This is a genomic window from Helicobacter sp. MIT 11-5569 (genome assembly GCF_000765695.2).
Classification (GTDB): Bacteria; Campylobacterota; Campylobacteria; order Campylobacterales; family Helicobacteraceae; genus Helicobacter_D.
Genome location: NZ_JRPB02000005.1, coordinates 14882 through 39262, shown reverse-complemented (window position 1 = coordinate 39262; position 24381 = coordinate 14882). Strand labels below are relative to the sequence as shown.

General features: G+C 34.9%; 22 protein-coding genes and 1 tRNA gene. 14 read left to right on the top strand and 9 right to left on the bottom strand.

Annotated features, from left to right (window positions below; genetic code table 11):
- Nucleotides 1-57: 57 nt before the first annotated feature.
- The 7 genes from purH to ppsA form a co-directional block, all read right to left on the bottom strand.
- Nucleotides 58-1590: a bifunctional phosphoribosylaminoimidazolecarboxamide formyltransferase/IMP cyclohydrolase gene (gene purH / locus LS70_RS05525; protein WP_034287649.1), complete on the bottom strand. Its 1533-nt coding sequence runs from the start codon at nucleotides 1588-1590 to the stop codon at nucleotides 58-60.
- Between the two features lie 10 nt (nucleotides 1591-1600).
- Nucleotides 1601-2674 carry an LptF/LptG family permease gene (locus tag LS70_RS05520; protein WP_034287646.1) on the bottom strand — a complete coding sequence of 358 codons (1074 nt, stop codon included), beginning with the start codon at nucleotides 2672-2674 and terminating at the stop codon, nucleotides 1601-1603.
- Nucleotides 2671-3288, bottom strand: coding sequence for an aminoacyl-tRNA hydrolase (gene pth, locus LS70_RS05515; RefSeq protein ID WP_034289043.1), 618 nt, complete (start codon nucleotides 3286-3288; stop codon nucleotides 2671-2673). The genes LS70_RS05520 and pth overlap by 4 nt, the downstream gene beginning before the upstream one ends.
- A gap of 22 nt (nucleotides 3289-3310) precedes the next feature.
- The gene (locus LS70_RS05510; protein ID WP_034287644.1) at nucleotides 3311-3847 is read right to left on the bottom strand and encodes a 50S ribosomal protein L25/general stress protein Ctc; all 537 of its coding nucleotides are present in this window, start codon (nucleotides 3845-3847) and stop codon (nucleotides 3311-3313) included.
- 71 nt (nucleotides 3848-3918) lie between these two features.
- Nucleotides 3919-4917, bottom strand: a complete 999-nt coding sequence (locus LS70_RS05505; protein WP_034287642.1) for a transaldolase — start codon at nucleotides 4915-4917, stop codon at nucleotides 3919-3921.
- Nucleotides 4918-4925: 8 nt separating this feature from the next.
- Nucleotides 4926-5549, bottom strand: coding sequence for a phosphoserine phosphatase SerB (gene serB / locus LS70_RS05500; protein WP_034287640.1), 624 nt, complete (start codon nucleotides 5547-5549; stop codon nucleotides 4926-4928).
- A gap of 125 nt (nucleotides 5550-5674) precedes the next feature.
- The gene (gene ppsA / locus LS70_RS05495) at nucleotides 5675-8098 is read right to left on the bottom strand and encodes a pyruvate, water dikinase (protein WP_034287638.1); all 2424 of its coding nucleotides are present in this window, start codon (nucleotides 8096-8098) and stop codon (nucleotides 5675-5677) included.
- 197 nt (nucleotides 8099-8295) lie between these two features.
- Between ppsA and purL the strand changes: the two genes are divergently transcribed.
- From purL to LS70_RS05440, 11 genes are all read left to right on the top strand, one after another.
- Nucleotides 8296-10506 carry a phosphoribosylformylglycinamidine synthase subunit PurL gene (purL, locus tag LS70_RS05490; RefSeq protein ID WP_138109383.1) on the top strand — a complete coding sequence of 737 codons (2211 nt, stop codon included), beginning with the start codon at nucleotides 8296-8298 and terminating at the stop codon, nucleotides 10504-10506.
- Between the two features lie 36 nt (nucleotides 10507-10542).
- Entirely contained in the window at nucleotides 10543-10992 is a 450-nt protein-coding gene (locus LS70_RS05485) for a hypothetical protein (protein WP_236096444.1), read from the top strand.
- Between the two features lie 50 nt (nucleotides 10993-11042).
- On the top strand, nucleotides 11043-11726 hold the full coding sequence (locus LS70_RS05480) for an AzlC family ABC transporter permease (protein WP_034287636.1): 684 nt from the start codon (nucleotides 11043-11045) through the stop codon (nucleotides 11724-11726).
- 1 nt (nucleotide 11727) lies between these two features.
- The gene (locus LS70_RS05475) at nucleotides 11728-12060 is read left to right on the top strand and encodes a branched-chain amino acid transporter permease (protein ID WP_034287633.1); all 333 of its coding nucleotides are present in this window, start codon (nucleotides 11728-11730) and stop codon (nucleotides 12058-12060) included.
- A 10-nt stretch (nucleotides 12061-12070) separates the two neighbouring features.
- Nucleotides 12071-12424: an arsenate reductase family protein gene (locus tag LS70_RS05470; RefSeq protein ID WP_034287631.1), complete on the top strand. Its 354-nt coding sequence runs from the start codon at nucleotides 12071-12073 to the stop codon at nucleotides 12422-12424.
- Complete coding sequence (locus tag LS70_RS05465; RefSeq protein ID WP_034287628.1) at nucleotides 12424-13782, top strand: SH3 domain-containing C40 family peptidase; 1359 nt, start codon at nucleotides 12424-12426, stop codon at nucleotides 13780-13782. The genes LS70_RS05470 and LS70_RS05465 overlap by 1 nt, the downstream gene beginning before the upstream one ends.
- A 1-nt stretch (nucleotide 13783) precedes the next feature.
- Nucleotides 13784-14536: a metal ABC transporter ATP-binding protein gene (locus LS70_RS05460; RefSeq protein WP_138109382.1), complete on the top strand. Its 753-nt coding sequence runs from the start codon at nucleotides 13784-13786 to the stop codon at nucleotides 14534-14536.
- Entirely contained in the window at nucleotides 14529-15887 is a 1359-nt protein-coding gene (locus LS70_RS05455; RefSeq protein ID WP_034287624.1) for an FAD-dependent oxidoreductase, read from the top strand. Before LS70_RS05460 ends, LS70_RS05455 begins: the two co-directional genes overlap by 8 nt.
- Complete coding sequence (locus LS70_RS05450) at nucleotides 15880-16701, top strand: metal ABC transporter permease (RefSeq protein WP_138109371.1); 822 nt, start codon at nucleotides 15880-15882, stop codon at nucleotides 16699-16701. Before LS70_RS05455 ends, LS70_RS05450 begins: the two co-directional genes overlap by 8 nt.
- 8 nt (nucleotides 16702-16709) lie before the next feature.
- Nucleotides 16710-16952 carry a DUF5408 family protein gene (locus LS70_RS05445; RefSeq protein ID WP_052083302.1) on the top strand — a complete coding sequence of 81 codons (243 nt, stop codon included), beginning with the start codon at nucleotides 16710-16712 and terminating at the stop codon, nucleotides 16950-16952.
- A gap of 54 nt (nucleotides 16953-17006) precedes the next feature.
- Nucleotides 17007-17093 (top strand) — tRNA-Leu (locus LS70_RS05440).
- An 86-nt stretch (nucleotides 17094-17179) separates the two neighbouring features.
- Here the strand turns inward: LS70_RS05440 and LS70_RS05435 are convergent.
- Together LS70_RS05435 and glyS are read right to left on the bottom strand one after the other, a co-directional pair.
- A complete protein-coding gene (locus LS70_RS05435) occupies nucleotides 17180-17815 on the bottom strand; it encodes a hypothetical protein (protein WP_052083301.1) in 636 nt (211 codons plus the stop codon).
- Between the two features lie 8 nt (nucleotides 17816-17823).
- Nucleotides 17824-19881: a glycine--tRNA ligase subunit beta gene (glyS, locus tag LS70_RS05430; RefSeq protein WP_034287621.1), complete on the bottom strand. Its 2058-nt coding sequence runs from the start codon at nucleotides 19879-19881 to the stop codon at nucleotides 17824-17826.
- A 125-nt stretch (nucleotides 19882-20006) separates the two neighbouring features.
- On the opposite strand from glyS, the gene LS70_RS05425 reads away from it, so the two are divergent.
- The 3 genes from LS70_RS05425 (at nucleotide 20007) to LS70_RS05415 (ending at nucleotide 24372) form a co-directional block, all read left to right on the top strand.
- Entirely contained in the window at nucleotides 20007-21362 is a 1356-nt protein-coding gene (locus LS70_RS05425; protein WP_034287619.1) for a sensor histidine kinase, read from the top strand.
- A gap of 121 nt (nucleotides 21363-21483) precedes the next feature.
- On the top strand, nucleotides 21484-23073 hold the full coding sequence (locus LS70_RS05420) for a methyl-accepting chemotaxis protein (protein ID WP_034287617.1): 1590 nt from the start codon (nucleotides 21484-21486) through the stop codon (nucleotides 23071-23073).
- 168 nt (nucleotides 23074-23241) lie between these two features.
- Nucleotides 23242-24372: an efflux RND transporter periplasmic adaptor subunit gene (locus tag LS70_RS05415; protein ID WP_034287614.1), complete on the top strand. Its 1131-nt coding sequence runs from the start codon at nucleotides 23242-23244 to the stop codon at nucleotides 24370-24372.
- The last annotated feature ends 9 nt before the right edge of the window (nucleotides 24373-24381 follow it).

The window sequence follows — 24381 nt, the reverse complement described above, 5'->3', positions numbered from 1 at the left end:
AATAAAGCTCAATCTTTTACGATTGAGCTTTAAAAATAAGGAATCAGAGAAGCTTTTTTAATGCAAAAAGTGTCTTTTGCCACTAAAATACAATGCGATTCCATTTGTGTTTGCACATTCAATCACTTCATCATCTCGGATACTTCCACCCGGCTCAATTACTGCGCTGACACCAACTTTATGCGCTTCTTCAATACTATCTTTAAAAGGAAAAAATGCTTCGCTAGCTAACACGCAATCTTTTAAATCAAGCCCCATTTCTTGTGCTTTTCTAATAGCAGCTTTTGCAGCATCAACGCGGCTTGTCATTCCCATACCAACAGCAACCATTGCAGAATCTTTCACATACACCACACAATTTGATTTAACAAGGCTTGCAAGCTTATAAGCGATTTCCAAATCTTGCATTTGCTGCGTGCTAGCTTGTTTTTTGCTAACACATTTTGCATTTTTGACTTCATTTGTTTCTATAAAATCAGAATCTTGCAAGACAAAACCCCCTTCAATATGCTTAAAATCTTGCGTATCTTTTGGGAATTTTAACGTGCTGCCTCCACAGACAAAAAGTTTAATTTTCTTTTTGCTTTCAAACTCCTTAAGGGCATCTTGTGTGATTTCTGGAGCGATAAGCACTTCAATAAAAATTTGGTTTAGGGTTTTTGCAAATTCTAAATCTACGATTCCATTAACTGCTACTACGCCACCAAAGGCGGAGACGTTATCGCATTTTAAAGCCTCTTTGTAGGATTCTAGCACATTACTTTTAATAGCAAATCCGCAAGGATTCCCATGCTTTACGATACAAACACAAGGGCGTTCCCCAAAACTAGAGGCAATTTTTACTGCACTATTAATATCGGTTAAGTTGTTAAAACTAACTTCGCCTTTTAGGGTTTTAAAGTCTTTAGAATAAAAGTTTTCAAACTCATAATACGCGCCTTTTTGGTGTGGATTTTCTCCATAACGCGTTGGAGCGACAAGCTTACCTGCGATAAAATGCGATTCCCCAAATCCTCCATTAAAACGCTTGTTCATATAATTTGCAATCATACAATCATAATTTGCAGTGTGTTCAAAAGCTTTAATCATCATACTTTGACGGAATTCTAATGTGTTTTGATGATTCTTTAAACGCTCTAAGACTTCCTTGTAATCGCTAGGATTTGTTAGAATCAACACCGATTCAAAATTTTTCGCAGCTGCACGCACCATTGAAGGACCGCCAATATCAATGTTTTCAATAATTTCTCCAAAATCATTTGTGCGCTCAATTGTGGCTTTGAAAGGATAGAGATTGACACAAACAAGACTAATATCAGCGATTCCATATTCTTTGGCAATCTTTAAATCTTCTGTATTACTGCGGCGATGCAGGATTCCACCATGAATTTTTGGGTGCAAAGTCTTCACGCGCCCATCAAACATTTCTGGACTTTGTGTGTATTTAGCCACATCTAATGCTAAAATTTTGTTCTCTTGCAAAACCTTTAGCGTCCCACCTGTGGAGAGAATCTCATAACCTAATGCAACTAAACCTTTGGCAAATTCTACGATTCCGCTTTTGTCGCTCACGCTCAATAATGCTGTCATATCACTCCTTTTATGATTTTAAGATTTTGTAAAGGCAAAAACTGCTTGTTAAAAATAGAATAAAAACGGGTAACAAAATACTAAATTCTGGCTGTAAAAATCCGCTCATAGACAATCTTGAAAAGCTAAAAAATATCCCCCACAATATCAAAATTCCTAGAATCATTCCAAGCGTCATCAAGCCTAAATTAGCATAACGATTAGAATTTGGGATAAAAATTGCAAGGCATACCATTATTAAAGGAGCAAAGAGTGGGAAGAAAAGTAGATTATATAAAGCTCCGCGCACCTTTTGTGTATTTGCATTTTGTTTTTTTAAGAGCATAAATGCTTCAAATGCGTCAAGAATAGAAATACTACCTTGTTTTTCATAGATATTCTCTAAAATCTTTGGTTTGAAGCCATGTAAAGTGGTGTAAGCGTCTCCTTTTTGTATTTTTATAGGATTTTTGCCTAATGCTAGAGTATGGTCTAAAGTTGTAATCGTAGCATTTTCTAAAATCCAATTTTCCCCATTAAATTTAGCTCTTTTGGATTCTACAATACTGACAAGCGCATCGTTTTTAGGGTCGAATTCATACACAATAACATCTTCAGCACTTTGTAGTAGAGGATAGATTTTTTTAAAGTAGATATAGTTGTGATTATATTTTACAAACAAATCATTTTTGTAATTTCCTGCAAATCCTTGGTCTATAATCAAATCCACGCGTTCTTTAGCGTAGGCAAAGGGCGTTGCATTAAGCGCAATAAATGCAAAGGTGATAAGAAAACTTAGCAAAAAGATAGGAAAAAAGATTTTTATTCTTGCAAAACCTAATGCCAAAAAAGCAGTAAATTGAGCACTTTTAAGTAGATTTATCATTAAAACAATTTGCGCTAGGATTAGCGAGAGAGGTAAGATAAATTGTGAAGCATACATAAAATCATAAACAAATAGAAGGATAAATAAATTTGCAGAATTTGGCAGGTTATCTAAAAATTTTACTAAATCAATTGCTACAAAAAAGCATTCCAAAGATGCAAATAAAAAGAAAAAATATTTTAAATATAAAAAGCTAATATAGCGGAAAAATAAACTCATTGTGTAACTTTGGAAAGATTTTTGGAATCTGTGGTGTTAGAAGGAAGTGGTTTTGGGTTTAGCGTCCATTTGTTTGAGACTTGTGCAGCTAGCTTTTCACTTGAATCTAGTTTTGTAATTTCTAAAGCAGCATTAGCACAATGTGGAATTAAGATTTGATTGTGTTCAATTTCAATAGAGCTAAAATCCTGCAATACCCAATCTATCACTTTTTCTTTTGTTGCAGGTTTGCTGATTCCATAGCGGATTCTATAATATGCGTTGCCACATAAGGAATCAATGGATTTTAAGCCATTATGTCCGCCGCTGCTTCCACCAAACTTAAATTTTACACTTCCAAAAGGCAAATCTAACTCATCATGAATGACTAAAAAACCTGTGATTTTATAGAAGCGCAGCACTTTTTGGACAGATTCACCTGATAAATTCATAAAAGTAGTAGGCTTTAAAAGTAGAATTTGAGAGCTTTTATAAAGCTCTCCTTGAAAGTTTTTGTCGCTTTGTTTTGTGGCATTTAATGTGTGGATTAAGCAATCTAGGACTTTAAAGCCTATGTTGTGGCGATTGTTTTGATAACTTTGTCCCGGATTTCCTAAGCCAACTATTAAAAACATTTGCACAAAGACATAAGAAATACTAGCGAGATTTAATTACACCAACAATTGCAACATCATCACGTTCGACAATTTTTACGCCTTCAAATGCAGGTAAATCACGCACAAGCACAACATCGCCAACATCTAAATCACTTACATTAATTTCATAATCTTTTGGAAGATTTTCAGGTGTTGATTTTACTTTAATGCGTTTTTTTGACATCATTAAAACCCCTTTGTTTTTAAGTCCTTTTGAGGTGCCAACAGTGCGCACTTTTACAGAATACTTAGCTTCAACTCCTTTTTGGGCTAGCATTAAATCCACATGGATAATCTCACTTGTAATAGGGTCTTTTTGGTATTCTTGAATAACAACAGGATATTTTTGTGTGCCAACTTCTACTTCAAAGATTAAGTCTGTTTTTTTCTTGACTTCCCTGATAAAATCATTGCGTTTAAACGCGCAATGGATATTTTCTTTGCCTTTTCCATAGATATTAGCAATTAGATAACCATTTTTTCTGAGCGTTTTAACATCTGCTTTTGAAATACTCTCTCTAATTATTCCGCTTAACATTAATTGTCCTTAAAATTAAAATAAAAGTCGCAATTATAGCAATTTTTTGTAAAAACTATATTTAAATGTGCTTATAAACTTTCTAAAATTTTAGAAAACGCTGCTTTAAAATCATTTAAACCTTGTTCTAGCAACTCTTGAGATATGGAATCCAAATCAATTCCAGCATTTTTGACAGATTCTAAAAACTCTTCTAATTCTTCAATACTTGGTAAATATGCTTCACTAACTGTATTATAATCAAAAGCAGAAATTGCAGAAAGCGGAGCAGTGTTGATTGCGTAAGGGTGATAAAGTTCATTAATATAATAAGCAGGTTCTAAATCTTCGCCTTTAACGCCTGTGCTAGCAAAGAGTGTGCGCACACCCGGAAGCGCATAAGAGTTTAAAATATGATAGAGATATTGCGCATTTTTGATTCCCAAAGTTGCAGTTGGGATTCCATGTTCTTTTAAAATAGAATCACATTTGCGGTCAAATCGAGAGACAAAAATGCTAACAACTGCACGCGGTAAATCCTTTAACTCTAGTTTGCTTACTTGTTTAAGTTTTTCATAACCCTTTTTGAAAGCCTCCATGCAGTTTATCACTTGTTCTTTATTGAAAACTAGAGTGGCATTTACAGAGATTCCTTGTGCGATGAGTTCTTCCATAGCACTAAAGCCAGCTTTTGTAGCTGGAATCTTAATCATCACATTAGGATAGCCAATATCATTAAACAAGCGATTCCCCTCTTCAATCGTTCCTTTAGCATCTTCGCATAAATTAGGATCAACTTCAATGCTAATATAGCCATCATTAGGATTTGCATCATAAAGAGGTTTTAGAAGTTCTGCGGCGCGTTGAATGTCTGTTTTGGCTAATGCTTCATAAAGGCTTTTTTTGTCTTGAATTTGTAAAGATTCTTTTTGCGCTTGATAGCTTTTATTTAAAAAAGATTGTTGAAAAATTGCTGGATTGCTTGTTGCTCCATTAATGATTCCATCTTGAATCATTCCAATAAAATCGTTTTCTAAAAAATCACGTTCAATAAAATCACACCAAAGTGAAAATGAAAAATTGTCTTGCATAAAACCTCCTAGTCTAAATGTTTTGCAATCTGCATCAAGTCTTTTTCATCAATAATAATATTTGCAGCTTCTCTAAGGACAGGTTTAGCACAAAACGCTATTTTCTTTTTTGCATATTTGAACATTGAAATATCATTTGCGCCATCTCCAATGGCAATGGTATTTTCGTAAGTTGCGTTTAAAAGTGTTTGAATTTTCTCAAGCATACGCCCTTTAGAATAGTTAAACATCATTTCTCCACCGACTTCACCCGTTAAGATTCCATCTTTATGGTGAAGAGTATTGCTAAAATGGATATGATAACCCAAAGCCTTTTGTCCAGCACACACACCCTCGTCAAATCCTCCGCTAAAAACAACAACCTTATAATCTTTAGCTTTTAAAATATTGATTAATTCTTTAGCTCCTAAATTATATTTTAGGTTTTCGCATACGGAATGCACTTTTGATAAAGGCATTCCCTTTAGAGTTGCAACACGAAGTTTTAAACTTTGGTGAAAGTCCATTTTACCACCCATAGCTTCTTTTGTGATAGTGCGCACAGCATCAGTGCTTCCATTAGCTTGAGCTAAAAGGTCAATTGTCTCTCCGTCCATTAGAGTGGAATCAAAATCAAAAACAGCAAGTTTCAAGAAAATCCTTATTTAAAGAAAAGTAACGCATTATACACTGCAAACTTATAAAAGCTTTTCAAAGATGAAGTTTAAATTATTTTTTAAGATTTTTTAAAGTTAAGCAGGGATTGCTCCCTGCAATGTTAGGACATTCCTAGTTTTTTCTCTAGTGTTACGATTCTATCCCAAGTTTCAATAATAGAATCTGGATTTAGGGAAATAGACGCTATTCCATTTTCTACTAAAAATTCTGCAATTTCTGGATAATCACTCGGAGCTTGTCCGCAGATTCCGCAGTATTTATTGTGTTTTTTGCAAGCATCAATTGCCATTTTGAACATTTTAAGTAATGCAGGATTTCTTTCATCAAAGACATGGCTTACAAGCTCTCCATCTCTATCAACACCTAAAGTGAGTTGTGTTAAGTCATTTGAACCAATAGAGAATCCATCAAAAAGTTGTAAAAATTCATCGGCTAAAATTATATTTACAGGTAATTCACACATCACATAAATTTCTAAGCCATTTTCTCCTTGCGTGAGCCCATTTTTACGCATAATATCAAGCACTCTGCGCCCTTCTTCTGGAGTCCTAAGGAATGGAACCATAATTTTCATATTTGTAAATCCCATTTCATTTCTTGCCATAGCAAGTGCTTGACACTCCCACTCAAAGGCTTGACGATATTGTTCAGAATAGTAACGGCTTGCACCTCTATACCCAATCATTGGATTTTCTTCGTGAGGCTCATAGTTTTTTCCGCCTACCATTCGACAATATTCGTTGGATTTAAAATCGCTTGTGCGCACAATTACGGGCTTTGGATAGAATGCTGAAGCAATCATTCCTACGCCTTCTGCGATTTTTTTGATAAAAAAGTCTTTAGGGTTTGCATAGCCAGACATAATTTCTTTAACGCCTTCTACGCCGTCAAATTCTTTGTTTCCATTGTGTAAATCAATGAGTGCTAAAGGGTGCGCTTTAATATAGTTGTTAATGATAAATTCCATTCTAGCAAGTCCAACGCCATTATTTGGAATCATAGAAAAAGCAAAAGCTTTTTCAGGGTTACCAATATTCATATAGATTTTTGTTTTAGGTTGCTCTAGGCTACTTAAGTCAATCTTTTCAATTTCAAAAGAATGAATGCCATCATACACAAAGCCATCTTCGCCTTCCGCGCAAGATACGGTTACTTCCATTCCGGTTTCTAATTTTTCTGTCGCCCCTACTGCTCCAACAATCGCTGGAACTCCAATTTCACGCGCAACAATAGCAGCATGGCAAGTGCGTCCTCCGCGATTGGTAATAACTGCCGCAGCTTTTTTCATTGCGGGTTCCCAATCAGGGTCAGTATTATCTGTTACAAGAATTTCCCCTTGTTTTAATTCTCCCATATTTGCAATATTGTCAATCACACGGATTTTGCCTATTCCTATTTTTCCACCCACTGCTTTTCCGGTTAAAAGAATCTCTTTTTCTTCTTTATCTTTAAAAAAGTATTTTTCAAGAGTGTTGCTTTGTTTTTTCATTTTTTGACTTTGCACAGTTTCTGGGCGCGCTTGGACGATAAAGAGTTCTCCGCTATTGCCATCTTTTGCCCATTCCATATCCATAGGGCGGTATTCGCCTGCTTCTTTGGAATAATGTTTTTCAATCAATATCGCATAACGTGCAAGTGTTAAAATTTCATCATCACTTAAAGAAAAGCTTTTTAACTCTTCTTCGGTAGTTTCAATATTTTTTGTAGGGTGTGGAGCTCCGGGTGCTGCATAAATCATTTTAATGTTTTTAAAGCCTAATTGTCGTTTAAGAATCGGACGTTTTCCTAACTCTAGTGCAGGTTTAAAGACATAAAACTCATCAGGATTAACCGTCCCACCTACGACATTTTCTCCTAACCCCCAGCTTGAAGTGATAAATACCGCATCTTTGAATCCTGTTTCTGTATCAATACTAAACATTACTCCAGAGCTTCCTTTATCAGAGCGCACCATTTTTTGCACACCCACAGAAAGTGCTACTTTAAAATGGTCAAATCCTCTTGAAGCGCGGTAACTGACTGCGCGTTCTGTAAAAAGTGAAGCAAGGCAAGATTTTACATAATGGATTAGCTCGGTTTGTCCTTGCACACTTAAATAAGTATCTTGTTGCCCTGCAAAGCTTGCATCAGGCAAGTCTTCAGCAGTGGCAGAGCTTCGGACTGCAACATCTGCTTCTTCCATTTTATATTCTTCACTTAGAATTTTGTAAGCATCTAAGATTTCCTTGCGTAAATCTTCCGGCAATGGTGTTCCAAAAATCATATCACGGATTTTTTTGGAGCGGACATTTAATACATCAATTTCAGTTACATCAATTCCATCGAGCAACTCTTTAATTTTTTCTCTAATTCCAGCACTATCTAGCAAATACCAATAAGCTTCACTTGTAATTGCAAAACCATTTGGGACTTTGATTCCCATTGGAACAAGCTCTTGAAACATCTCTCCGATACTTGCATTCTTTCCCCCGACTATGGGAACATCTCTATTGTTTAACTCTTTGAAAAACTTGATGTATTTCATCTTAGATTTCTCCTTAAAATTCCTGCGTTGTGGTTGCCAAAGCAAAACGCAAATATTTTACAGAATTTAACTTTATTGCAATCTTAGTTTATCTCTACTTTATGCGTCATTTGTTAAACTTTCACTTACTTTGTAAAATTTACACACAAAGAGTCTGTAAAAGCCTAAATTTATTTTTCTTAATCAAGGAAGTCAAAATGGAGAATCTCTCTCAAGTTTTAAAACAACACAAACTCACTAAAGAGGATTACGACAAAATTTTAAGTATTTTAGGCAGAGAGCCAAACTTAGTAGAACTCGGCATTTTTTCGGCAATGTGGAGTGAGCATTGTAGTTACAAATCTAGTAAAATCTATCTTAGCGGTTTTCCAACACGTGCTCCTTGGGTGATTCAAGGACCCGGAGAGAATGCCGGTATTATTGATATTGGCGGAGGTTATGGAGCGGTTTTTAAAATGGAATCGCATAATCACCCAAGCTTTATTGAGCCTTATGCAGGAGCAGCAACAGGTGTTGGCGGAATCATGCGTGATATTTTTACAATGGGTGCTAGAGTGGTTGCAAGCCTAAATTCTATTCGTTTTGGTGATATTACAAAAAAGGATTCTATCGGAGCAAAACATCGTTATTTGTTGCGTGGAGTAGTCGCAGGAATCGGTGGGTATGGAAATTGTATGGGTGTGCCAACAATTGGCGGAGAAATGAGCTTTGAACCAAGTTATAATGGAAATATTCTAGTCAATGCTTTTTCATTAGGAATCGTCAAAAACGATGAAATCTTTTATGGTAAAGCAGAAGGAATCGGAAATCCTGTCATTTATGTTGGTTCAAAAACCGGGCGTGATGGCTTAGGTGGGGCTGTGATGAGTAGCGATTCTTTTAGCGAGGATTCTAAATCTCTCCGTCCAACAGTGCAAGTGGGCGACCCATTTACAGAAAAGTTGCTTTTGGAAGCTTGTTTGGAATTATTCAAGCAAGATTTAATTGTTGGAATCCAAGATATGGGTGCAGCAGGGCTTACTAGCTCCAGCTTTGAAATGGCGGGACGCAGCGGAAGTGGAATGATAATGCACTTAGATAAAGTCCCAATGCGAGAGAGTGGAATGACGCCTTATGAATTGATGTTAAGCGAAAGTCAAGAGAGAATGCTCATTTGTGCCAAAAAAGGCTGCGAAGCAAAAATTATAGAGATTTTTGCAAAATGGGAATTAGATTGCGCAATCATCGGAGAAGTTACAAATAGTGGCAAAATGGAGCTTTTTTGGCATAATGAAAAATGTGCAGAGATTCCTATTGCGCCACTTAGTGAAAAAGCACCAATTCTTAATCGTCCTGTAAGTGAAAATCCACATTATTTAGATTCTATTGAAGCTTTAGATGTGCAAAGTTTAGAATCCCAAAATCAACAAAATGTCTTTGAAACTTTACTTAAAAGCCCAGAAATTTGTGATAAATCTTGGGTTTATACGCAATACGATTCTAGTGTGCAGACTAATACGATTATCCCTAGCGGCGCGGGTGGTGCTAGTGTGATTCGCGTAAAAGAAAATGGTAAAGGTTTGGGAATGAGTGTCGCTTGTCAAAGCAGACTTTGCTATCTTAATCCAAGAGAAGGTGCAAAACAAGCAGTGGCAAAAGTTGGACGAGATGTTGCTTTGCGTGGTGGGCGCGCTTTGGCAATTACAGATTGTTTGAATTTTGGAAGCCCAGAGAATCCAGAAGTTATGTGGCAGTTTAAAGAAGCTTGTGAGGGTATTAAAGAGGCTTGTAAAGCGTTAAATACGCCTGTTGTTAGCGGTAATGTTAGCCTTTATAACCAAACAAATAATCAAGATATTTATCCAACGCCTAGTATTGCAGGGGTTGGTATTATTGATGATGTGCATAATGTTTTGCAATCGCATTTTGAAGTTGCAGGGTTAGAAGTTTATCGCCTAGCACCAAAAGGAATTACTCCAAAATTTGGTGCAAGCTTGGTGGCAAAATATTTTGGCAATTCTTTCAAGAGCGAGATTGAAAACATTAATCTACAAGATGAGTTATTTTTGTGGAGTGTGCTTAATGTTGCCAATGAACACAGGCTTATCAAAGCGGCGGTAGATGTTTATCAAGGTGGTTTAGCATTAGCGTTAGCAAAAGCTTGTATAAGGGGAAATATCGGTGTTGAAAGTGTGGCAAATCTTGAATTTAACGCGCTTTTTGGTGAAGCTCCTACACAGATTCTGCTTGCTGTGGAATCCCAAAATGTTTCAAAGCTTGCCGATTTACTCAAAGATTCTAATTTGATTTTGACAAAAATTGCAACACTTGGTGGCGATTGCCTTAAAATCGGCGAAATTTCCCTATCTCTACAAGATGCGCGACAAATCTTCTATCAGCAATTCCAAAATGTCGTGGAATCCCTTTAATCTCCATTTTGGGGTTGCGCTATGGAATCTTAAAGAATGAAAATCAACTTAAAGATTCTATGGCTTGCACTTTTTCCTTTATTGCTTAGTGCGCAAGATTCTAAGATTCCTTTGATACAGACTAATTTTATGAATTTTGACCAATTTTATGAACAAGTGCATAAACAAACCCTTGCGCGTAATTTTGTGCGATTTCGTCATCGCATTGTTGTGAGTCGTGAAGGTTATCATTTGCTAAGCCCAAAAGAAAAGGAATCCTTAAACAATCTTCACGCACTTGTGTTAGTTTTTAGCAAAATTTCTTGGTTTATTTATTTTAATGAGCAAAGTGGAGTTGGAATCTCAACGAGTGCAAATAGCCATTTGCAATTTGATATTCGCTATTATGAAACTTTGCGTGATATTGGGATTGATGGCGATATTAAAGCAATGTGCGTGCTGCCTTATTTTGATAAATGTATTTTGCTAGGGTATAAAATGTTTTAAAGATTGTAGTTAATTTGTTATAATGTGTGCTTTAATTTTGGAATAATGCAATGTTTTTTAAAAGCTTTATACAAACTTTACCAGTAATGATGGGATATTTGCCACTTGGTGCTACTTTTGGAATCTTGTATGCAAATTTACATTTGCCTTGGTATTTTGGCATTTTATGTGCGGTTGTGATTTATGCAGGAGCAGGGCAGTTTTTGCTTGTTTCGCTTTTGGCTGCGCATTCTGGATTTTTTGAAGTAGCTATTGCTTCATTTTTATTAAATATTAGACATCTTTTTTACTCACTTTCAATCCTCACAGACATTAAACATTTTGGACTAACTAAGTATTATGTGCTTTTTGGGCTGACAGATGAGACATTTGCTGTTTTAAAGAGTCATCAAGCTTCTTTAAAACTTGCTCCAAAAGATTTAGAGAAAAATTATTTATTCGTTACTTTATTAAACCATTTATATTGGATTATAGGCTGTGGGCTTGGAATCTTTTTGGGTGAGTATTTTAGGTTAAATCCAGAGGGGATTGAGTTTGTGCTAACAGCACTTTTTAGTGTGCTAACACTTTCTTTGTTGCAAAATTCCACATTTAAAATGCCTTTTTATATTGCGTGTGTGCTTGGCGTTTTTGGGCTTATTATGTTTCCTAGAGATAATTTTTTATTACTTAGTATTTTATGTGGAATCGCAATTTTACTTGTCTTAAAACCTTGGATTTTCAAAAAGGCATAGCGTGGAATTAGAACATTTAAGTGATTGGTATATTCTTGGTGCTATTATCGCAGCAACAATTGGAACTGCATTAACGCGCTTTTTGCCTTTTTTTGTGCTTAAAAATAAAGTCAATACTCCATTGCTTCAGTATTTGCAAGCAACAATGCCTTTGCTAATAATGACACTTTTGGTGTTTTTTACGCTTAAAGATGTAGAGTGGAGTGCGCATTATGGAATCTATGAAATTGGAGGGATTGCATGTGTGGTTGTATGTTTTTTGCTCACAAAGAATACAATTTTAAGTATGTTTGTAGGTATGATTATTTATATGGTTGCATTAAATTATTTTTAAAGGAATCTTAATGGTGAAGTTATATGGAATTAAAACTTGTGGTAGTGTGAAAAAAGCAATGCAGTTTTTAGATTCTAAGGGAGTGGAATATACTTTGGTGGATTTTAAAAAAGAATCTCCAAGCTTAGAAAAGATAGAGTGTTGGTTAAAATTTGTTCCACTTAAAACACTTTTGAATCATAAAGGAACAACTTATAAAAAATTAGGATTAAAAGATAAAAATTTAGATGATAGTGGAATCAAACAATGGTTAATTGACGCTCCATTGCTCATTAAGCGTCCTGTGATTGAATCTAAAAAAGGCAAAAAAGAGCAGGTTATTGTGGGTTTTGATGAGAAGTTATATGAGGAGATTTGGGGATAATGCAAGCTAGAATCACCACTTTTATTTGTGTTGTATTTGTTACTTTAGTTTTTTTAGGATGTGCGCCAAAGGAAGTAGAGCATAGTGTTTTGCGTTTCCCACCACAAGATTTAAGGGAATTTGTAAAAGATTCTAAAGTTTTAAATCGCGCAACACTACAAGCACAAAAGAAAGAATATTTGGAGAATTTTTTTAGCCCTTGGGATAAAAAACCACACATAAAAGCTAGTGAAATGAAATGGGGATTAAATGCGGCATATTCAAAACAAGGTTTTGGGGAGAATCTGCAAGTCTATGATGATAATGAAATAAAAGCATTAGAGCTAGAAGCAAATCTTAGCACATATCCTAGCGTAAAAAAACCCGCAATTATCACAAGAAGCACAAATTTGCGTGTGCTGCCTACAAACAAACCGCGCTTTTTGAATCCAAAGTTAGCAGGTGAAGGCTTCCCTTTTGATTATTGGCAAAATTCTTATATTTATTTAGGAACACCTGTTTTAATCACGCATTACTCGCGTTCTAAGTCTTGGGCGTATGTGGAGAGTGGATTTGTAAGTGGTTGGGTTAATGTGCTTGATATTGGAATTTTAAATGATAATCAAATTAAGAATCTCAAACAAACAAAAGATTTTTTAGTTGCAAAACGTGATTATATCTCTCTTAAAAATACGCATAATGAGTTTTTAGAAAATGCAAGAATTGGAATGCTTTTACCATTGCTTGGTCGCACAAAAACGCAGTATGAAACAGAAATTTATGTGCGTAATGCGCGTGGATACGCACATGCAATTAAAATCGCATTAGATAAAAATGATTTTGCAGAATTTCCTATGGCATTTTCAAGTGCAGAAGTCGCACAATTAGCACAAAATTTAATGGGGGAGAAATATGGCTGGGGCGGAATGTTTGGGAATCGTGATTGTTCTATGTTTTTGCGTGATATTCTTGGAAATTTTGGATTTTATCTTCCTAGAAATTCACAAGCACAAATGCACCAAGATTCTAAAAATAGCACCCTTTATATATATAGAGATATTAGCAAACAAAATGCTCAAGAAAAACTAAAAACGCTAAAAGAATATGGAATCCCATTTGCGACTTTATTAGGAATGCAAGGGCATATTATGTTGTATTTAGGAGAGATGAATGGAGAAATTTATATTTTGCACGATATATGGGGATTAAGAACGCTACAAAATGAAACACAAGAAGGGAGAAAAATCATAGGAAAAATTGCAATTACTTCTTTAGAAATTGGCAAAAATGTCCCCGAGATAAAGCAAGAAAGTTTGCTTCTTTATCGGATTTATGGAATGCGGAATCTCTTTTTAAAACAAGCATTAAGTGATGAATAAAATGTTGCAAGAAAAAATAATTGAATGCAAAAACGTTAAATTTTATTTTACCAAAGAGAGAATTTTATATAATGTGGATTGGACGATTTCTAAAGGAGATTTTTGGGCAATTATTGGTCCAAATGGTGGTGGCAAAAGCACATTGGCGCGCCTTTTGGTGGGATTGCTAAAGCCTAGTAGTGGAGAGATTATTAAAGATTCAAATCTACGCATTGGTTATGTGCCACAAAATACTTTTTTAAATCGTCATTTTCCTATAACTTCACTTGAAGTAGTGATGATGGGATTTTTAAAACCAAAACTTTTTGGGGGATTCTTGCCAAAAGGTGCAAAAGAGACTGCAATGCAGCTTTTAGAAAAGTTTAATATGGAATCTTTTGCACATAAAAAGATTGGCGAACTCTCTGGTGGGCAAAGACAACGTGTTTTGATTGCTAGGGCGTTATGTAGCAATCCAAATTTATTGGTCTTAGATGAGCCAACAGCGAGTATTGACCCAAAGAGCCAAAAGGAAATTTATCGTTTATTGCAGCAAATCAATCAAGAAAAAGCTATAATAATGATAAGTCATGATGTATCTGTTTTGCTAGGATATGCAAAAAAAGTTTTATATGTAAATAAAGAAGTAAAGGTGCATAATTTGCCAAACAATATAAATACCGCTTGTAATACAGATGCTTTTGATGAGCATTTTTGCGAGGTAGAGATGCTTATGGGCTTATGGCACTCTAAAATAGGAGAAAGAGATGAATAATACTTATGATGTGGCGATAATTGGAGCTGGGATTTCTGGAAGTGCGTTATTTTATGTTTTGACACATTACACAGATTTAAAGAAAGTGGTTCTATTAGAAAAGTATTCCGAACCAGCTACACTAAGCTCCAGAGGTAATAATAATTCCCAAACCATTCACGCAGGAGATATTGAGACAAATTATACTTTTGAAAAAGCAAAAAAGGTTGCAAGGTCAGCAAAAATGTTAGTTTCTTTTGCTTTGTTTCATGAATTACAAAATAAAAGTATTTTTGAGTATCAAAAAATGGCAATTGGCGTGGGCGATAAAGAAGTGGAATTTATAAAAAAGCGATACGAAGAGTTTAAAGAGATTTATCCAGAATTAGAATTTTTTAGCAAAGAAGACATTAAGGAGATTGAACCTAATGTTATTAAGCTAGCAGATGGAAGCGATCGTGCAGAAAATGTGGTGGGTTCTGGAATGCGTAAAAGTTTTTGTGCGATGGATTTTTGTTCTGTGGCGCATCATATGGTTGAAAAAAGCGTATTTGGTGAGCATCAAGCAAAATTTAACTATCAAGTGAAAGATATTGTTAAGCAAGGTGACGGGAAATACACACTCCGAGCTAATAACCAAGAGCCAATTACTGCATCTTTTGTGCTTGTTAATGCAGGTGCGCATTCTTTGCTTCTAGCGCAAAATATGGGGTTTGGTTTGGAGCTTGGTTGCTTGCCTGTGGCAGGTAGCTTTTTCTTCATTCCCGGAGATAAACTAAGAGGAAAAGTTTATACAGTTCAGAATCCAAAATTACCTTTTGCAGCAATCCATGGAGACCCTGATATTATCGCAAAAGGGAAGAATCGTTTAGGACCAACAGCACTTTCTATGCCAAAATTAGAACGATTTAAAAGTGGCACTTATTTAGACTTCTTCAAAACTTCGGGTTTTGGAGAAATAGCGACAACAAAAATTATGTGGGACTTATTTTCAGATAGCGAGATTCGCAACTATATTTTAAGGAATTTCTTGTATGAAGTGCCGGGGATTGGCAAGAAATTTTTTATCAAGGAAGCACAAAAAATTATTCCTTCTTTGACTTTAGAAGATTTAACTTATGCAAAAGGCTTTGGAGGAATCCGTCCGCAAGTGTTAGACAAACAGCAGAAAAAATTAATGTTAGGAGAAAAAAAGATTAAAAGTGGCGAGGGAATTACCTTTAATATGACACCAAGCCCGGGTGCTACAAGCTGTATGCGTAATGCTTTAATTGATATGCTTGAAATTACAGATTATCTTAATGCAAATGTTAAAATGGATATTATCAAAGCTGAACTTAATGAGGAGAGTTTGGAGTGGCTAGTTGATTGACGCACTTTCCTATACTTTTGTGCAAAATGCTTTAATTGGTGCATTTTTCACAAGTATTATTTGTGGGATTATCAGCACACTTGTGGTTACAAATCGTATGGTTTTTGTCGCAGGTGGAATCGCACATAGTGTTTATGGTGGGGTTGGAATCGCTGCGTTTTTTGGGTTGCCAATTTTAGTTGGAGCCACAGGATTTAGTGTGTTTTGCGCAGTGGTTTTGGCGTATATGCTCCTATATGCAAAAGAGCGTTTGGATTCCCTTATTGGCTCATTGTGGGCATTTGGTATGGCTTTAGGAGTAATTTTGGTGGAGCTTACTCCGGGATATAGCAAAGACTTTATGGGATATTTGTTTGGGAGCATTTTAAGCATAACGCAAAATGATATTATGGTAATGGCGGGATTTAGTGTTCTTTTGCTTATCTTTATAATATTGAACTATCGTGTAATTTTGGGTTTATCTTATGATGAAGAATTTACACAACTGCAAGGCATTAATACACGTTTTTTTAGTATTATGCTAATGGTATTAATTGCTATTGGAATCGTAATTTCTATGCAATCAGTTGGGATTATTCTTATTATCGCGCTTTTAAGTATTCCTGCATATTGCAGCGAAATTTTTACCGCTTCTTTAGCTAAAATGATGTTTTGGGCAAGTATAATTTCCTTTGCTTCAATGCTAAGTGGAATCGTAATTGCATATTATTATGATTTGCAAGCGGGAGCAAGTATTGTAATGGTTTTGGCATTTTTTTCGTTTGTGCTAGCATTAGTGTATCGATTTTTGCAATCAAAATTACAACTCAATTAAGGAATCTTATGGAGAATGAAATCCTAAAAGCATTGGAATTAGCGCAGAATACAGCAAAAAAAGCAGTAAAAATTGCATTAATTTCTTGTGTGGTTACAATACTTTTTGCAACACTTAGTCTTTGGGTGCTATTAAATCAAATTACTGCTACTGCAAATTTAGCAAAAATGCAAAAAGCGCAAGATTTGCGTTTGGAAAATCTGGAAAAAAACCTTTATTCAAAAAGAGTTTTAGGATTTTATAATTTTTAGTAACTTTTTAAGTTAATATTCTATTTTCTTAGTTATAATACCATTTCTCTCTTTGCCGGGGTGGTGAAATTGGTAGACGCGCCAGACTCAAAATCTGGTGGGGGCAACCCCGTGTCGGTTCGATTCCGACCCTCGGCACCATTAGCTTATAATCAATAGCATCAAACAACAACTTTATCATTATATTAAACTTTAGCTACTAGGTAATATTATTTGATTTTAGATGTTTAGTTTGTGGAATCAATGATTTTTGCATCTAGTGCATTGATATAGTTAGAATTGTTTTGTTCTGCATTTATGGGGCTGATAATAATTTTTTCTTTTGGAATTAAAGGAATAAGCGAGAAATTTTCATTGATATTTAAAAGATCTGCTTTAGAGAAAATTGCTTTTGTTAAATCCTCTTGTGTTTCTATGCAAAATACACGTTCTAATCCCAACCTTAGTGCATAATCGCTAAGCTCTTTAAGCTTTGATTGTTCTAAGTATTTTGGATAAAGTGTAATACTATCAGCACCATATACAAGGGATTCTAAAAGTTGATAGGAATCTAAAATTAAAAAATCATAAAGAATCGGCACACAAACATAACGCCTAAGATATGTCGCAAACTCTAAAGATTCCACAATGAAAGTTTTTGCATTTTTCTCAAGTTCTTTTGCGCGGTGGAGAAAGTTTGAATCTTTATAATCATAAAGTCTAAAAATAGAATATATATTGTCTTTGCGTTTTAAATCTAAGGAGCGCGGTTGATAAGGAGTGTAAGCAAGGCTTCTGCCAAGCCAATTTTCATCAAAACTTTGCTTTTTTTGTGCAATAGCTTGTTGAATCTGTGTAATTGACACTCCTTTAAAATCTTGCAATTTGATTCCTAAAAGCTAATTTCTTTAATATCTGCTACACTTAAAAACTCTTTATAAATACGAGCAATTAGGTGTTTGCGGTTGTTTTTAAAGTCTGCATCTGGTGCATTAACTAATACTTTATCAAAAAAACGTTCCAAAATCGGACTTAAACTAAGGAGGGATTCTAAACGTTTTGAATAGTTATCACCACTTATTAGACAAGCTTTGAAATTTTGATATAGCTCAATTTCTTCGCTTGCAAGAAGTTTATCTTCTCTAATCGGTAAATCCCCGCTTAAATCCACTTCTTTAGTAATATTTGCCAAACGCTTAAAAGTCTGCATTAAAAGCTGCTTGTCTTGATTTTTTAGGGCATTATCTAGCGCATCTAATTTTTGAAAGATTTGCACTAAGCTGCGTTCGTTTGTCGCAAGAACTGCGCGTAAAAGTGAAGGGTTAAAGTCTAACATTGTTTCTAAACGTTCTAAAATAAAGGTTTCTAGTAAGTTTATATCAAAATCTTTATAATGTATTTTGAGTGTTTGTAAAATCTCTCTTAGATTTAAGGGAAGATTAAAATGTAAAATAATTTTAATAACACCATTTGCAGCGCGGCGCAAGGCAAAAGGGTCGCGAGAGCCACTAGGAATTTTTCCAATACTAAAAAGTCCTAAAAGATTATCTAATTTGTAGGAAAGTGCTATAATTGCGCTAATTAGGTTCGAAGGCATAACGCTTTCTTCGGAGTTTGGAAGATATTGTTCTTTAATAGCAAGGGCAACTCTATCATCATAACGCAATGCCTTTGCGTAGTAATAACCCATGATTCCTTGCAATTCTGTAAATTCATAGACCATTTCACTCATTAAATCTGCTTTGCTTAAGAGTGCTGCTTGCTCAAGAATTTCTAAAGTTAAACTTAGATTCTCTTCTTCTTTTTGCAAAAGGGTTTTTAAAGAATCGCTAAGAGTGCGGACGATTGCAAGTTCGCGTTCTGTTTTATCCCACATTGAACCTAATCCCTCTACAAAAGTAACGCTTTTTAATTTTTCTGGCATAAAGCCGTTTTTCAAATCGTTATGATAGAAAAATAATGCGTCTTCTAAGCGTGCGCGCAAAACCTTGACATTTCCTGCAATAATAGCTTTTGAATCTTTGCTAAGGCTATTTGAAACTAAAATAAATCCATGGTGGAGATGACTATCTTTATAGGTCGCAAAATAGCGTTGATTGACTTTCATAGACGTGATAATACATGGAGCTGGAAGCTCTAAAAAATGTGGGCTAAATTCTCCAAAAAGAGCTGTTGGATATTCTGTGATTGCGACAACTTCTTCGAGTAATTCTGCATCAATTTCTACTTGAATATCTTGTTCTTTTTCAATAGCTTTGATTGCGCTTAGGATTCTATCTTTTCTTGCGTTTTGGTCTAAAATAACACCATTATTAGCAAGTGTTTGTAAATAGGATTCTAAAGAATTGACATCAAAAGGTTCAAAACTTATATTGCGGTGTGTGTAAGTTTGGGCTTTTGCTTCTATTCCATAAAGTTTGAGGGGGACAAGTTTAGAATCCAAAAGGCATAAAATCCAAGAAATAGGGCGAATAAAGGATTCTTTTAAGCTGCCCCAACGCATTGCCTTGCCAAAATTTAAAGATTCTAAAAATTCTTTAATGATTGCTTCTAATAGTGAGCTTGCAGGAAGTTGCTCCGCTTCTTTTTTGCAATAAAGAATTGTTTTTCCTTCCTTTTGTGTGGTTTGCACATTTTCTTGAGAGATTCCACATTTTTTGAAGAATCCTAATGCTGCAGGTGTAGGTTTGTCGTCTTTATAAGCAATGTTAAGGGGCGGTCCAAAAAATTCTAAAGTTTCTGCACTTTGGAATTTTGGGAATTCTTTTGTGAGAATTACTAAGCGACGTGGTGTATAATAAAAATCAAATGTGCAATTTAGGCGATTTGCTTTTAGGATTTTTTGAAACTTGTTTTTGATATTTGGCAATTCCGCTAAAAATGGAATCGCAGGTAGTTCTTCTGTGCCAATTTCTAGTAAGAGCGAGGTAGTTTGTAATGCGGTTGTCATTCATTTACCTTTTTAGAAAAAATCCTAAAATTGTAACAAAACAAAAACTAAAAAACTCTAAAAAATGATTAAAATATGGAATTGGTGGTATATAATTTTAGAAGTGATAAACAAGGGAGTATTGTATGGAATGGCTAACGCGATGGAATGAAAATTACTCGCTTACAATTTTAATCTTAGGGCTTTTGATTTGTTTGGTTTGGGCTGTGCTATATCTTGTAAATCACTTTAAAAGATTAAGCAATGAACTTAAGGACAATAAGGAGTTAATAGCGAATTTACAAAGCAGAAGAGAAACAGTTGAGTTTTTAAGTAAAGAACTTGTTAATCAGATTGAACATGAAGTGGCACAACGTTTAAAAAGTGATTATGCGCATAATTTTTTGTTTGAAAGTAGTCTTAATGCAATTATTATTTGTCAAGATGAAGATTTGAAGATTATTAAATATAATAGCTCTGCTTCTGTTCTTTTTGGTATGAAAATGCTAAATTATAATATTTTGGAGCTTTTTAAAGATATGGATTGTAAGACTTCTGTTTTGGAGAAAATTGACCAACTAAAGAAAAGCAAACAGCGTCAAAATTTTCGTATAAATTTACAAACTGCACATGCTGTGATTCCGGTTATGGCTTCAATTAACTTTTTAGAATTTGCACAAAAAACAACTTTATATTTTACTTTTATTGATATTTCTGATGTTGCAAAACTTGAAGAAGAACTACAAAATAAACATTTAATGCTTACGCAAAAATCCAAAGAAGAGGAAATGGGTAGAATGCTAGGCAATGTTGCTCACCAATGGAAACAGCCTCTTAATGCGTTGTATCTTGCATGTCAGAATCTTAAAGAAATTCAGAATTTAGGGACATTAGATGATGTAGAGCTTGAAAGATATTTGCAAATTATGATTGAGCAAATCAAATTTATGTCAAATACAGTTGAAGCATTTCGTGCATTTTATATTCCCTCAACAAAAAAGGAAGAATTTGAAATTTGCTCTGTCATTCAAAATACATTAGATTTATTTTATAGTATTGTAGATAATAATATTGCCATTAGATTTTTATCTTGCGAAGATAAGGAATCTTTAAAAATTAATGCGATTAAGAGCGAGTTTCAAAATATTATTATTATTTTAATTGATAATGCAATTGAGGCAGTAAAAGAGCATTTGAAAGAAGGGGGCATTGAAGAAGGAAAGATTACAATCCGCTGTTTAATGGAAGAAAATATTGCTGGGACGCAGATGTGTATGCTATATATTAGAGATAATGGAGGTGGAATCCGCTCAGATATTGCAAGAAAAATTTTTGATACATTTTTTACCACCAAAAAAGGTGGAGCAGGGATTGGGTTATCTATTGTGCAGATGTTTTTAGAGTCAATGCATGGTAGAATTTCTTTTATCAATGAAAAAGATGGCGTAGAGTTTAAAGTAGAATTGCCAATAAGCAACCAAAATACTCAAGAAATTGCGTAGATTTACAAAAATAGAATTTCTCTTAATCTTTTAACAAGCTTTTAGGGTAGTTTTTTTATACTAATAAGAATTGATTGTGTGGTATTAGTTAGTTGCGCTGGGATTCCTATGGGAGAGAATTATGCTAAAAACTATCCGTTCTAAGATTATTGCAATGATTGTTGGGTTTTTGTTGGTGCTTTTGGCAATGGTCTATTATAACTTGCAAAATGGTTTTAGTAGCATTGCTAAGAGTAGCTCTACAAGAGAATTGTATCAGCTTAATGCGATGCTAACAGAGGGATTAAAAATTGCAATGAATACAGGAGACCCCATTGTGATTGGTAGTTTTATTGAGGGTTCTAAAAAAGTCAATGGAATCGCAAATTTAGAAATTTTCCCTGCAGAAAATGTGATTGAGCTAATGGGGATACAAAAAGATTTTACGACAGAGGCAGAAATTTTAAAAGTTTTTGAAAGCAAGAAAGAATTTATTAGAACTTATAAAACAGAGAGTGATGAAGGATTTTTGATGGCAAAGCCAATTTTGGCTGAAGAGGCGTGCGTAATGTGCCATGCAACTTCTCAAGTTGGCGATGTGTTGGGTGTATCAGAAATGCAAATTTCTGTTAAAGAGCTAATGCAGGATTCTAATGCTGTGCAAAATAAGATTATTCTTTTAATGGTAGGTATTGGGGTTGTTGCATTATTTTTGTTACTTTTGCTGTTTAATCGTTGGGTATTTTATCCTATCTCAAATTTAACCGAAGTTGCATTTGATTTAGCACAAGGTGATGGGGATTTGACAAAGCGTTTGCCGGTGAAAAATGAAGATGAAATCGCAAAGGCGAGTGCCTATATTAATCGTTTTATTCAAAAGATAGGAAATACAGTTTGCAGCGCAAAGGATATTAGCCACCAAAATATTACACAATCTAATCAGCTTTTTGGTGCTTCTAGTGAAATTAATGAACGTATCGGACGTTCTGTAGAAGTTGTGAAAGATAGCACGCGTTTAGGTGGAGAGATTGAGGTGATGCTAAATGCAGCAAAAGATTTAGTGCAGCTTAGTGCAAAAGATATTCAGGAATCTTCTGAACAACTTGCAGAAACAAAAAGATTGTTATTAAAAGTCGCAAATAATGTGCAAGAGAATGTGAGTGCAGAACATAATATTGCAGAACGTTTAGAGCAAAGCGCGCAAGAAACTGATAAGATTAAGGACGTTTTAACAATCATTGCAGAAATTGCAGACCAAACTAGCTTGCTTGCACTTAATGCAAATATTGAAGCAGCAAGAGCGGGAGAAGCTGGACGCGGTTTTGCTGTGGTTGCTGATGAGGTAAGGAAACTTGCAGAACGCACACAAAAAAGCTTAGGTGAAATTAATGCTGTGGTTAATACGATTATTCAATCCATTACTGATGCAAATAATGCGATGCGTATAAATGTTCAAAAAATTGTAAGTGTTGCTGATGATTCTATGGAAGGGACTGAAATTTTAGAAACAAGCACAAAATCTCTTGAAGCAGCAGTTAGTGCTTCTGTGGAAGCATTAAGTAAAACAAATACTCTTTTTGAAGCGATGCAAACAGTATTAAAGCAAATTAGCGAAGTCGATAAACTGACAAATGATAATAGCGAAGCAGTGCATATGATTAATGCGATTTCAAAAGAAATGGCGCAAAAAGCAAGTATGCTAAATGCGCAATTGGATTCTTTTAAATGTTAAATTAAAGCCCATTTTTGCTTCACGCTTTTTAGATATGTTCAAAAAGAATCTAAAATACATAAATTTATTTTTAAGCAAAAGTTAATTAGAATTCTACGATATTTTTTTGTAATGGTGATTACAGTTTGTAATTATTGATTCAAAGTTGATTTTCAAATAAGGAAAAAAATGAAAAAAGCTAATACAATATTTCTTAAAATGCTTATTAGTTTAGCATGCGTGGCACTTTTATTTGCTGGTTGTTCCAAAGAAGATAAAAATGCACAAGCAGCACAGCAAAATATGGTAATGCCTGTTAATACATATAAAGTAAAAAATGCAGACGTTTCTGTTAGTTTTGAATATCCTTCCAAACTTACAAGTTTGCAGAGTGTGGATATTTATGCGCGTGTAGAAGGAGTGCTATTAGAGCAAAATTTCATAGAAGGTGGGATTGTTAAAAAAGGTGATAAGCTCTTTAAAATTGATCCAGCAAAATATCAAGCAACTTTTAATATGTCGCGAGCACAGCTTCTTTCTGCTCAAGCGACTTTTAGGGCAGCAAATAGAGATTGGAATCGCGCACAAAAACTCTTTAAAGAAAATGCGTTAAGTCCAAAAGAATATGATTCTGCGCAATCTGCATTTGAAAGTGCAAATGCTGCTGTAGCAAATGCTAGAGCTAGTTTGAACCTTGCTAAAATTGATTTAGATTATACTGATGTGATTGCGCCATCAAGTGGTAAAATTAGTATGAAACGTTATGATATTGGAGATTTAGTCGGCAAAGCAGGTGCGGATAATGTGCTAACAACCATTACGCAATTAGACCCTATTCACGCAGAGTTTTCTATTCCTAGCAATGATTATTATTTTTTACGCACTTTAGATTATGAAAATACAAAAGTCGTTTATCTTTTGCCTGATGGCACGCCTTTTGGGCAAGAGGGGAAATTAGATTTTATTGATAGTGTTTTAGAGTCAAGCACAGCAACCATTAAAGCGCGCGCCATTGTAGAAAATCCTGAGCATTTACTGATTCCCGGAGAATTTTCACGCATTCGTTTAGAAGGAATCGTCGCAAAAAATTCTATAGTGATTCCACAAGTAGCGTTAATGCAAGATGCAAAAGGAAGCTATGTGTATAAAATCGTAGATGGTAAAGCCGAGCCAACTCCAGTAGTTTTGGGTTATAATGTCGGGAATAACGTCATCATTAAAAGTGGTTTAAATGATGGAGATGTGGTTATTACAAGCCAATTAATCAAATTGCGTCCGGGTGCTCCTGTAACTCCGATTGACCAATCACCAAAGCCTTAAAAGAAAGGT

Bases quoted from the DNA above. Each gene is read 5' to 3' on its own strand.
- LS70_RS05485 (WP_236096444.1), top strand. From the start codon at position 10,543: ATGAAAATCAACTTAAAGATTCTATGGCTTGCACTTTTTCCTTTATTG.
- LS70_RS05415 (WP_034287614.1), top strand. From the start codon at position 23,242: ATGAAAAAAGCTAATACAATATTTCTTAAAATGCTTATTAGTTTAGCA.
- LS70_RS05510 (WP_034287644.1), bottom strand. From the start codon at position 3,847: ATGTTAAGCGGAATAATTAGAGAGAGTATTTCAAAAGCAGATGTTAAA.
- LS70_RS05470 (WP_034287631.1), top strand. From the start codon at position 12,071: ATGGTGAAGTTATATGGAATTAAAACTTGTGGTAGTGTGAAAAAAGCA.
- purH (WP_034287649.1), bottom strand. From the start codon at position 1,590: ATGACAGCATTATTGAGCGTGAGCGACAAAAGCGGAATCGTAGAATTT.
- purL (WP_138109383.1), top strand. From the start codon at position 8,296: ATGGAGAATCTCTCTCAAGTTTTAAAACAACACAAACTCACTAAAGAG.
- LS70_RS05505 (WP_034287642.1), bottom strand. From the start codon at position 4,917: ATGCAAGACAATTTTTCATTTTCACTTTGGTGTGATTTTATTGAACGT.
- ppsA (WP_034287638.1), bottom strand. From the start codon at position 8,098: ATGAAATACATCAAGTTTTTCAAAGAGTTAAACAATAGAGATGTTCCC.
- LS70_RS05465 (WP_034287628.1), top strand. From the start codon at position 12,424: ATGCAAGCTAGAATCACCACTTTTATTTGTGTTGTATTTGTTACTTTA.
- pth (WP_034289043.1), bottom strand. From the start codon at position 3,288: ATGTTTTTAATAGTTGGCTTAGGAAATCCGGGACAAAGTTATCAAAAC.
- LS70_RS05455 (WP_034287624.1), top strand. From the start codon at position 14,529: ATGAATAATACTTATGATGTGGCGATAATTGGAGCTGGGATTTCTGGA.
- LS70_RS05460 (WP_138109382.1), top strand. From the start codon at position 13,784: ATGTTGCAAGAAAAAATAATTGAATGCAAAAACGTTAAATTTTATTTT.
- glyS (WP_034287621.1), bottom strand. From the start codon at position 19,881: ATGACAACCGCATTACAAACTACCTCGCTCTTACTAGAAATTGGCACA.
- LS70_RS05480 (WP_034287636.1), top strand. From the start codon at position 11,043: ATGTTTTTTAAAAGCTTTATACAAACTTTACCAGTAATGATGGGATAT.
- LS70_RS05445 (WP_052083302.1), top strand. From the start codon at position 16,710: ATGGAGAATGAAATCCTAAAAGCATTGGAATTAGCGCAGAATACAGCA.
- LS70_RS05520 (WP_034287646.1), bottom strand. From the start codon at position 2,674: ATGAGTTTATTTTTCCGCTATATTAGCTTTTTATATTTAAAATATTTT.
- LS70_RS05425 (WP_034287619.1), top strand. From the start codon at position 20,007: ATGGAATGGCTAACGCGATGGAATGAAAATTACTCGCTTACAATTTTA.
- LS70_RS05420 (WP_034287617.1), top strand. From the start codon at position 21,484: ATGCTAAAAACTATCCGTTCTAAGATTATTGCAATGATTGTTGGGTTT.